General features: G+C 62.8%; 1 pseudogene. It reads right to left on the bottom strand.

The features are described from left to right. Positions 1-223: pseudogene (locus tag E4K09_RS24735) on the bottom strand (glutathione-dependent formaldehyde dehydrogenase); the annotation flags it as partial.

Genomic DNA, 223 nt, shown 5'->3' on the forward strand with positions numbered 1-223 from the left:
AGATCGTCGGTCCAGCGGTTCACATGGGTCTGACCAGTGCGGATCGTGAGCCCCTTGTTCATGATCGCCCCGAAGGGGATCTTGTCGAGAAGCCCGCCATAGACGCCGGGAATGGAGAGCGTCCCCGCCGGACGGCACACATAGGCCATCTCGCGCAGCACGTGCGGACGGTCCGTTTCCATCATAGTCGCCTGCTTGACCCGGTCGTACATGGCGTCGATGG

It is taken from the genome of Microvirga pakistanensis, assembly GCF_004458765.1.
In the GTDB taxonomy this organism is placed as follows: domain Bacteria; phylum Pseudomonadota; class Alphaproteobacteria; order Rhizobiales; family Beijerinckiaceae; genus Microvirga; species Microvirga pakistanensis.